Here is a 7,996-nt window from a genome sequence, read left to right on the forward strand (position 1 = left end):
TAAAAAATATAAGCGTTTCAGCAACTACGAATGGCAAAAGCTTAACAGAGCAATTTGGTAAATCCATAAAAAGAGTGCTACATAACATGTGGCTATTTTAGCGTTTAATAAAGTTACTTAACAAAAGCTTAAAAATGTGACCAACATCGCCTTCACATTTTGATCTGGCGCATATTTGCTCCCCAATATCCCCTTAGAGGTATTTTGAAGGAAGCTTTTTGTGGCTAATTTCACCCTGTAAATGTCGTGGTTTTAGCCCATACAATAAAATGACTCGGAGATGAGATGGTGAACAATTTCAGCAAAAAAGCTGTTGCACTCGGTGTACTGGTTGCTGCTTCTGCCATGGCTGCAGGCGCTTTCGCCAGTGATAAAACTGAGCCACGCAGCGATATCTACAAAGATAAATTCAGTAAGCAATACAATAGCTGGCATGATACCGCCAAGAGCACTGAAAACACGGATTTGCTGGCAGCAGATCCTAATCTGGTGATCTTATGGGCAGGTTACGGTTTTGCCAAAGATTACAACGCGCCACGGGGGCATATGTATGCTGTTACTGACGTGCGCAACACCTTGCGTACTGGTGCGCCTCGCAGTGCCGATGACGGCCCGATGCCAATGGCCTGTTGGAGCTGTAAAAGTCCAGACGTTCCCAGAATGATCGAAGAGCAGGGCGAATCTGGTTACTTTACTGGAAAATGGTTTAAAGGTGGGGCAGAGATTACTAACACTATTGGTTGTTCAGACTGCCACGAAAAAGGGTCACCAAAACTGCGGGTGAGCCGCCCATTTGCTGAGCGCGCTTTCGAGACAATCGGCAAGCCATTCGATAAAGCCTCGCATGCCGACAAGCAATCTATGGTGTGTGGTCAGTGTCATGTGGAATATTACTTTGAGAAAGTTGACGGACGTAAAGGGTTTGTTAAGTTTCCGTGGGATGATGGCGTGACCGTTGAAAAGATGGAAGCCTATTATGACAAGCTGGATTTTGCCGACTGGACTAACAAAATTTCTAAAACCCCGATGCTGAAAGCGCAGCACCCAGGTTATGAAACTTGGTCTCTGAGTGTTCACGGCCAAAACAATGTCACCTGTGTAGATTGCCATATGCCGAAAGTGACCAATGCTGAAGGCAAACGCTTTACTGATCATAAAGTCGGCAATCCATTTGATCGTTTTGAAGAAACTTGTGCTCGTTGCCATAGTGCCAGCAAAGAAACCATGCTGGGGCAATACGAAGCAGGTAAGCAAAAAGTGAAAGAGCTGAAAGCGAGAGCCGAAGAGCAGTTGGTGCATGCTCACTTTGAAGCCGGTGCCGCTTGGGCAGCAGGCACTTCTGCCGATGAGATGAAACCGATCCTGACCGATATCCGCCATGCACAGTGGCGTTGGGATTATGCCATTGCATCTCATGGTGTATATGCGCACAACCCAACTGAAGCATTGCGTATTCTCGGGTCTGCCGTCGAAATCGCCGGTAATGCTCGTATCAAACTAGCACAGTTGTTATCGGCTAAAGGGGTTAAACAACCGGTTGCGATCCCAGATATTTCAACCAAAGCCAAAGCCCAAGCTGCCGTTGGCTTGGATATGACTAAGCTGGTGTCTGAGAAAGAAGCATTTAAGAAAGAAGTGTTACCTGTATGGGATGCCGAAGCGAAAAAACGCGAAGCGACTTACAAGTAAGAACTTAAGGTGAAGTCAAAGTCCCTGCGGTTGCGGGGACTTTTTTATGCCGTTACTTGATCAGTGACAGCAACTGCCGGAAACGCTCGCCAGAGGCCTGCTGTTGCAGTTCAAACAATAACGACTCTGTTTGTGTTAGCCAAGCGCCGCGTTGTTGCATCATCTGCAGCCCAAGTACACGATTTTCCTGATGACGTGAGTCTACTGCGTCGGCGATAACGTGCACCTCTAACCCTTCATTCAGCAAATCACAACAAGTCTGATAGACACAGATATGTGTTTCGATCCCCGCCAGCAACACTTGACGACGGCCACTTGCCTGCAACTGCTGCCGAAAACTATCACACTGCCAGCCACTGAAATGCTGTTTAGCAATCGGCTGAGTGTACGCTTGCAAAAGCGTTGCTAGTTCAGGACTGGTGTGTCCAAGCTTGTCCGGTAGTTGCTCTAGCCATAAGACTGGAATATCAAACAGCGGCATGGCTTGCGCCAAGACCTGCAAACGCTGGTGTAGCTGTTCTGTCTGCGACATGATGCGCGCAAGCTTACCCTGCACATCCACAATCACCAGAATGGTTTCTGTGCTTTGCAACATAACTCCCTCCATCGCGAATAATCCCTGACAAATTAACCTGTTCTAGGAGTGTTACCAATAAGGCCAAAGTCGACTCTGGCGCTTCAAAATTGTGCAGGCATGGAACCATTGAACCATTTTGGTGCATTTCACCATGCAATAACGCAACGTTTTTTAGTTAAGTTATTATAAAACAAAAATTTAACATCTTGGCCTAATGATTGAATTGTACCAAGCAATATCACACACATATAACGGCGATTTGGGAGGTCTGGATGAAATTAGTCAGCGCAATCATCAAGCCATTTAAGCTTGATGATGTCCGCGAGGCGATTGCGGGCATTGGCATCGAAGGTATGACTGTCACTGAAGTGAAAGGGTTTGGTCGTCAGAAAGGTCATACAGAGCTTTATCGTGGAGCGGAGTATCAGGTGGACTTTTTACCAAAAGTGAAACTGGAAATTGCCACCAAGGACGAGAATCTTGACCACCTGCTTGAGGCCATTACCAATGCGGCTCACACCGGTAAGATTGGTGACGGTAAGATCTTTGTCACTGATCTGGAACAGGTTATCCGTATCCGTACTGGCGAAACTGATAACGAAGCGCTTTAAGGGGGAAAATAATGGAAGAATTAACCAAGTTGGGGACTTCTGTATCAGAGTTGCGCTTTGCACTGGATACGTTTTATCTGCTGATTTCCGGTGCACTGGTGATGTGGATGGCCGCGGGGTTTGCGATGCTTGAAGCCGGTCTAGTCAGAGCAAAAAATACCACAGAAATTCTGACTAAGAACGTTGTGCTGTATGCCATTTCCTGTGTGACTTATCTACTGGTGGGTTACTACATTATGTACGTTGATAATAGCGAAGGTGGCTGGTTACCTAGTTTCGGTGGACTGATTGGTACTCAAGCTGCTGATGCATCGCACTCGCTTGAATCCGATTTCTTTTTCCAGGTCGTGTTTGTAGCAACTGCTATGTCTATTGTCTCTGGAGCCGTTGCTGAACGTATGAAACTGTGGGCATTTCTGGCTTTCAGTGTAGTGATGACGGCGTTTATCTATCCTGTTGAAGGCTACTGGACCTGGGGTGGTGGCTTCCTTAAAGCCGCTGGCTTCTCTGACTTTGCTGGTTCCGGTATTGTGCATTTAGCCGGGGCTTCCGCGGCATTAGCAGGGGTATTACTGTTAGGTGCTCGTAAAGGCAAGTTTGCCGCAGATGGTTCGGTTACCCCCATTCCTGGATGTAACCTGCCGTTAGCGACCTTAGGTACTATCATTCTGTGGATGGGATGGTTTGGATTTAACGGTGGTTCACAATTGGCAATATCCAGCATGGCGGATGCCAGCGCCGTAGGTAAGGTGTTTGTGAACACTAACTCAGCAGCAGCATTTGGGGCCGTTGCCGCATTGATCGTCTGTAAGATGGTGTGGGGCAAGGCCGATCTGACCATGATCCTCAACGGTGCTTTAGCTGGCCTAGTGGCGATTACAGCTGATCCGCTCAGCCCATCATTAGTCATGGCCGGTATCATAGGTTTGGTTGCTGGTGCACTGGTCGTGTTCTCTATCGTGTTCTTCGATCGTATCAAGATCGACGACCCAGTAGGTGCTACTTCAGTCCATGGTGTATGTGGCTTGTTTGGGGTCATGATGGTGCCGGTATCCAACGCTGATGCGACCTTCGGTGCCCAGGCTCTGGGGGCCGTTTGTATTTTCGGTTGGGTATTCGTCACGTCTCTAGTGGTTTGGGTGATTCTGAAGGCCACTATGGGTATCCGTGTGAGTGAAGAAGAAGAATACAACGGTGTGGATGCCGTAGATTGTGGCGTAGATGCCTACCCAGAGTTTGTGACTGTCAAAAACGCCTAATAACTTGGGTGTATAATGAAACAGGGTCAGTTTTGACCCTGTTTTTTTGTAGCAGTGAAAACCCCCAGCTAGGCTGGGGGTTCCGTTAAGCTTTCAGCTATGAGTCAGTTATAAAACCCCTTTCAATTTGTTAAAACGGCTTGCGGTCTGGCAACTGCAAGGGTTAAACAAAATTGAAAGGGGGTCCCAATGGAGGACGAAAAGAGCTTAGCGCACACGCGATGGAACTGTAAATATCACATAGTATTTGCTCCAAAATACCGAAGGCAGGCGTTTTATGGAGAANCCCCGGTTTATTTATAGTTAGCTAGGCTTTTGCGTCAAGGCTTGCGGCGGATGCTGGCGATGTCTGCTGCCGGTAATAGTCACCGATGCGACTGCCGAGATCACGGTAGAAGTCATCGGATTGTCCTGGCAGGGGATGTTGCTGCTTATCCTGTTGTTGGGCTGCCTGAGCCGTTGGTGTATTTACCGCGTTACGAATATCTTTTCTATCTAATGCGGGCTTAACCAGCATGGCGGCAAACAAGGATTTGCCTTGCTGTTTCTGTTCTTGAGAGTTTTGTTGCTGTTGCTGCTGGTTAGATTGCTGTTGCCGCTCATGCACTTGTGAGGCTAAACGCGCATTTTGCTGGGCGGTATCGGCCGTACGTTCATTCTGCGGGTTAAAGGCGCGTTCTTCATGGCCCTTCGCCGGTTGCTGTGGTGGAATAACCGGAGGCCGTTGCTGCCCCTCAACTCTAGCGGCATCAGTCGCAGGGTTGCTGGTGGCAAGTGGAACTTGTGGGTAGTTAGAAACAAGTTGCATGGCAAGTCCTTTCGGTTACTGCACAAATTGTAGGCAACTATTGTCCAGAATTAAACCCCTTTATTTGCAGCCAACTACGCAAATTGTCTAAAAAATCCTCAGAATGCGAAATGAAAGGTGCATGAGACGCCTTGAGTAAGATGATATCCTGCGATTGTGGGGTTTGCGGCAACAGGGTTGCTATTTTTCTCGGCACTAAACCGTCAAGTTTCCCCCAAAGTCTTAGCCACGGCAGCGTTATCAGTGATAGATCGCTGCGCAAGTCAACCTGTTGCAGCATGTTTAATCCCTGAGCCAAGGCCAAGGCATCGGGCTGCGGCTTTGATAAAACCAACTCTTTAATATGGCGAATATCATCCCGGGCACTGGCACTGCCCATGGCCTGCAGTGCTAGGAATCTTTCTACAGTCTGTTGTAAATCCTGACGTAATTGCTCAGCAAACTGCTGCATTACTGCTGCAGCGATACCTGGCCAAGGCGGTGTTGCTTGCGCCATAAAGCGTGGGGAGGATGCAATGGTGACCAAACCGCGTACTTGTTGTGGCCAACGCTGAGCTATACGGGTGGCGACCAGCCCGCCGAGCGACCAACCGAGCCAAATAGCGTTGGTTGGCAGCTGCTCGAACAACCGCTCTGCCCAGTCGTCCAGGGTTCCCGGCTGCGGTTGGCTATCACCAAAACCCGGCAGATCAACACAGTAGCTTCTATACTGGGGAAGTTGCGCTACTGTAGGCAGAAAAATACTGCCATTGACGCCCCAACCATGCAGCCAAACCAGTGGCTGGCCGTCTCCAGAAACGTGATAAAACAAGGAAGATGTCATGATTTACGGCCTGAATACAACACAGTGAATATCTTTGACTCATTAGTGGCAGGATGCCGAGCATTGATCGCCAGTTTACCTAATCGTTGTCTGTTGTGTCATCAACAGCTGTGTCCGCCTGGGTCCGGTATCTGTAAAACTTGTCTGCAAGCCTGTCTTTATTCCTGCCCAGTTTGTCTCGGGTGTGGCCGACCACTGCAAACGTTACAACGTTATTGCGGCGGTTGCTTAACATCGCAGCCCATACCCGTGGTCGCGCCAGCGAGTTACCACTCACTGCTGGGTCCTTTAATTCCCAGGATAAAATATCAGGCGCAATTTACTGCATTACCACCCCTGGTACGGGCTTTGGCACATAGCGTATCAACGTTGGTTTCCCATAACATTATTGCGTTACCCCAAGTGCTACTACCGGTGCCTTTGCATCCGCAAAGAATACGCGAACGAGGCTTCAATCAAGCGTGGATGATTGCCAGTATGCTGGGACAACAACTACAGTTGCCGGTGGACGATAGTCTGTTGCAGCGAGTGGTGGCAACCGTGCCGCAGGCTGGACTGGATGGTCAAGCGCGCCGGCGTAATCTGCGCGGCGCTTTTGTACTGAAAGCGGCACTGCCTTATCAACGTATTGCCTTAATTGATGATGTGGTCACTACAGGCACCACTGTTGATGAAATCGCCCGGACACTATCCCCCTGGACGCCAGATCTGCAGGTATGGTGTCTGGCTCGGGCAGAAGCTCCTGGAATGTGATCAAGATGTCAGGATAGTTCAAAGCTCAATGGGAAAAATGAAACCTGAGATTAAAGGGACTACAAAGCTAACGTTATCAGGAGTATCATTAGCCTAATTCTTACCAATTCACTCAGGTTTATCCTGACGGAGCAGGTTTTTCATGATTAGTATTTCCGAATCAGCACAGGCCCACTTTGTCAAACTGTTGGCTGACCAACCGCAAGGTACCAACATCCGCGTATTTGTTATCAGCCCTGGTACCGCCCAGGCTGAGTGTGGCGTGTCTTACTGCCCACCAGACGCGATTGAAAGCGATGATATTGAACTGGAGTTCAACGGTTTTAAAGCCATGGTGGATGAAAAAAGCGCACCATTTTTGGAAGATGCCAGTATCGACCTAGTGACCGATCAGCTCGGTTCGCAGTTAACGCTGAAAGCGCCAAATGCTAAGATGCGTAAAGTGGCAGACGATGCGCCGCTACGTGATCGGGTGGAATATCTGATCCAATCTGAAATCAATCCACAATTAGCCAGCCATGGTGGTCATATCATGCTGGTGGAGATCACCGATGATGGTATTGCAGTGTTGCAATTCGGCGGTGGTTGTAATGGATGTTCTATGGTCGATGTTACCCTGAAAGATGGTATCGAAACTCAGATGCTGGAACGTTTCCCTGGCGAGTTGACTGGGGTTCAGGATGTGACTGAACATCAACACGGCTCACACTCATACCAGTAAACGTTGGGTTTAGTGGAGAATGGTGCCTGATGGCACCATTTTTTTTGTAGCAGTGAAAACCCCCAGCTAGGCTGGGGGTTCCGTTAAGCTTTCAGCTATGAGTCAGTTATAAAACCCCTTTCAATTTGTTAAAACGGCTTGCGGTCTGGCAACTACAAGGGTTAAACAAAATTGAAAGGGGGTCCCAATGGAGGACGAAAAGAGCTTAGCGCACACGCGATGGAACTGTAAATATCACATAGTATTTGCTCCAAAATACCGAAGGCAGGCGTTTTATGGAGAAAAACGAAGGTCAGTTGGTGGAATATTAAGAAAGCTATGTGAATGGAAAAGTTTGAATATTCTGGAAGCGGAGTGCTGTATAGATCATATCCATATGCTTGTTGAAATACCGCCGAAAATGAGCGTTTCAGGTTTTATGGGGTATCTGAAAGGTAAGAGTAGCCTGATGCTTTACGAGCAGTTTGGAGACTTGAAGTTCAAATATCGAAATCGAGAGTTTTGGTGCCGAGGGTATTATGTAGATACGGTAGGAAAAAATACTTCGAAAATACAAAGCTATATAAAACACCAGTTAGAGCAGGATAAATTGGGAGAACAACTCTCAATACCGTATGCAGGAAGCCCGTTTACGGGCCGTAAGTAATCGCTTTATGCAAATGTCAGATCGCGATGCGCCTGCTAGGGCGCTGCTGGTAGGAGAGCCTTATAGGCGCATATGAAAAACCTCCGGCTATGCCGGAGGATATTTTTTT

General features: G+C 48.1%; 9 protein-coding genes and 1 pseudogene. 7 read left to right on the plus strand and 3 right to left on the minus strand.

Annotation, left to right across the window (positions count from 1 at the left end; all coding sequences use genetic code 11):
• The first annotated feature begins 285 nt into the window (after nt 1-285).
• Nucleotides 286-1,689 (plus strand): ammonia-forming cytochrome c nitrite reductase, encoded by a 1,404-nt coding sequence (nrfA, locus tag IE064_RS05890; protein ID WP_189617044.1) that lies wholly within the window; start codon nt 286-288, stop codon nt 1,687-1,689.
• 52 nt (nt 1,690-1,741) lie between these two features.
• Here the strand turns inward: nrfA and IE064_RS05895 are convergent, their stop codons facing one another.
• Nucleotides 1,742-2,284, minus strand: coding sequence for a hydrolase (locus IE064_RS05895; RefSeq protein ID WP_189617045.1), 543 nt, complete (start codon nt 2,282-2,284; stop codon nt 1,742-1,744).
• A gap of 254 nt (nt 2,285-2,538) precedes the next feature.
• Between IE064_RS05895 and glnK the strand changes: the two genes are divergently transcribed.
• From glnK to IE064_RS05910, 3 genes and pseudogenes are all read left to right on the plus strand, one after another.
• On the plus strand, nt 2,539-2,877 hold the full coding sequence (gene glnK, locus IE064_RS05900) for a P-II family nitrogen regulator (protein ID WP_133039788.1): 339 nt from the start codon (nt 2,539-2,541) through the stop codon (nt 2,875-2,877).
• A gap of 11 nt (nt 2,878-2,888) precedes the next feature.
• Entirely contained in the window at nt 2,889-4,136 is a 1,248-nt protein-coding gene (amtB, locus tag IE064_RS05905; protein WP_133039787.1) for an ammonium transporter AmtB, read from the plus strand.
• Nucleotides 4,137-4,325: 189 nt separating this feature from the next.
• Nucleotides 4,326-4,421 (plus strand): annotated as a pseudogene (locus tag IE064_RS05910) (transposase); the annotation flags it as partial.
• 22 nt (nt 4,422-4,443) lie between these two features.
• Here the strand turns inward: IE064_RS05910 and IE064_RS05915 are convergent.
• Both IE064_RS05915 and bioH read right to left on the minus strand, forming a co-directional pair.
• On the minus strand, nt 4,444-4,944 hold the full coding sequence (locus IE064_RS05915) for a hypothetical protein (protein ID WP_133038963.1): 501 nt from the start codon (nt 4,942-4,944) through the stop codon (nt 4,444-4,446).
• 37 nt (nt 4,945-4,981) lie between these two features.
• Complete coding sequence (bioH, locus tag IE064_RS05920; RefSeq protein WP_189617046.1) at nt 4,982-5,767, minus strand: pimeloyl-ACP methyl ester esterase BioH; 786 nt, start codon at nt 5,765-5,767, stop codon at nt 4,982-4,984.
• A 24-nt stretch (nt 5,768-5,791) separates the two neighbouring features.
• On the opposite strand from bioH, the gene IE064_RS05925 reads away from it, so the two are divergent.
• From IE064_RS05925 to tnpA, 3 genes are all read left to right on the plus strand, one after another.
• Nucleotides 5,792-6,520 (plus strand): ComF family protein, encoded by a 729-nt coding sequence (locus tag IE064_RS05925; protein WP_229799871.1) that lies wholly within the window; start codon nt 5,792-5,794, stop codon nt 6,518-6,520.
• A gap of 142 nt (nt 6,521-6,662) precedes the next feature.
• A complete protein-coding gene (gene nfuA / locus IE064_RS05930) occupies nt 6,663-7,241 on the plus strand; it encodes a Fe-S biogenesis protein NfuA (protein WP_133038961.1) in 579 nt (192 codons plus the stop codon).
• A gap of 187 nt (nt 7,242-7,428) precedes the next feature.
• Nucleotides 7,429-7,887, plus strand: a complete 459-nt coding sequence (gene tnpA / locus IE064_RS05935) for an IS200/IS605 family transposase (RefSeq protein WP_189617047.1) — start codon at nt 7,429-7,431, stop codon at nt 7,885-7,887.
• Nucleotides 7,888-7,996 lie beyond the last annotated feature (109 nt).

Source organism: Shewanella fodinae, from assembly GCF_014651955.1.
Taxonomy (GTDB): domain Bacteria; phylum Pseudomonadota; class Gammaproteobacteria; order Enterobacterales; family Shewanellaceae; genus Shewanella; species Shewanella fodinae.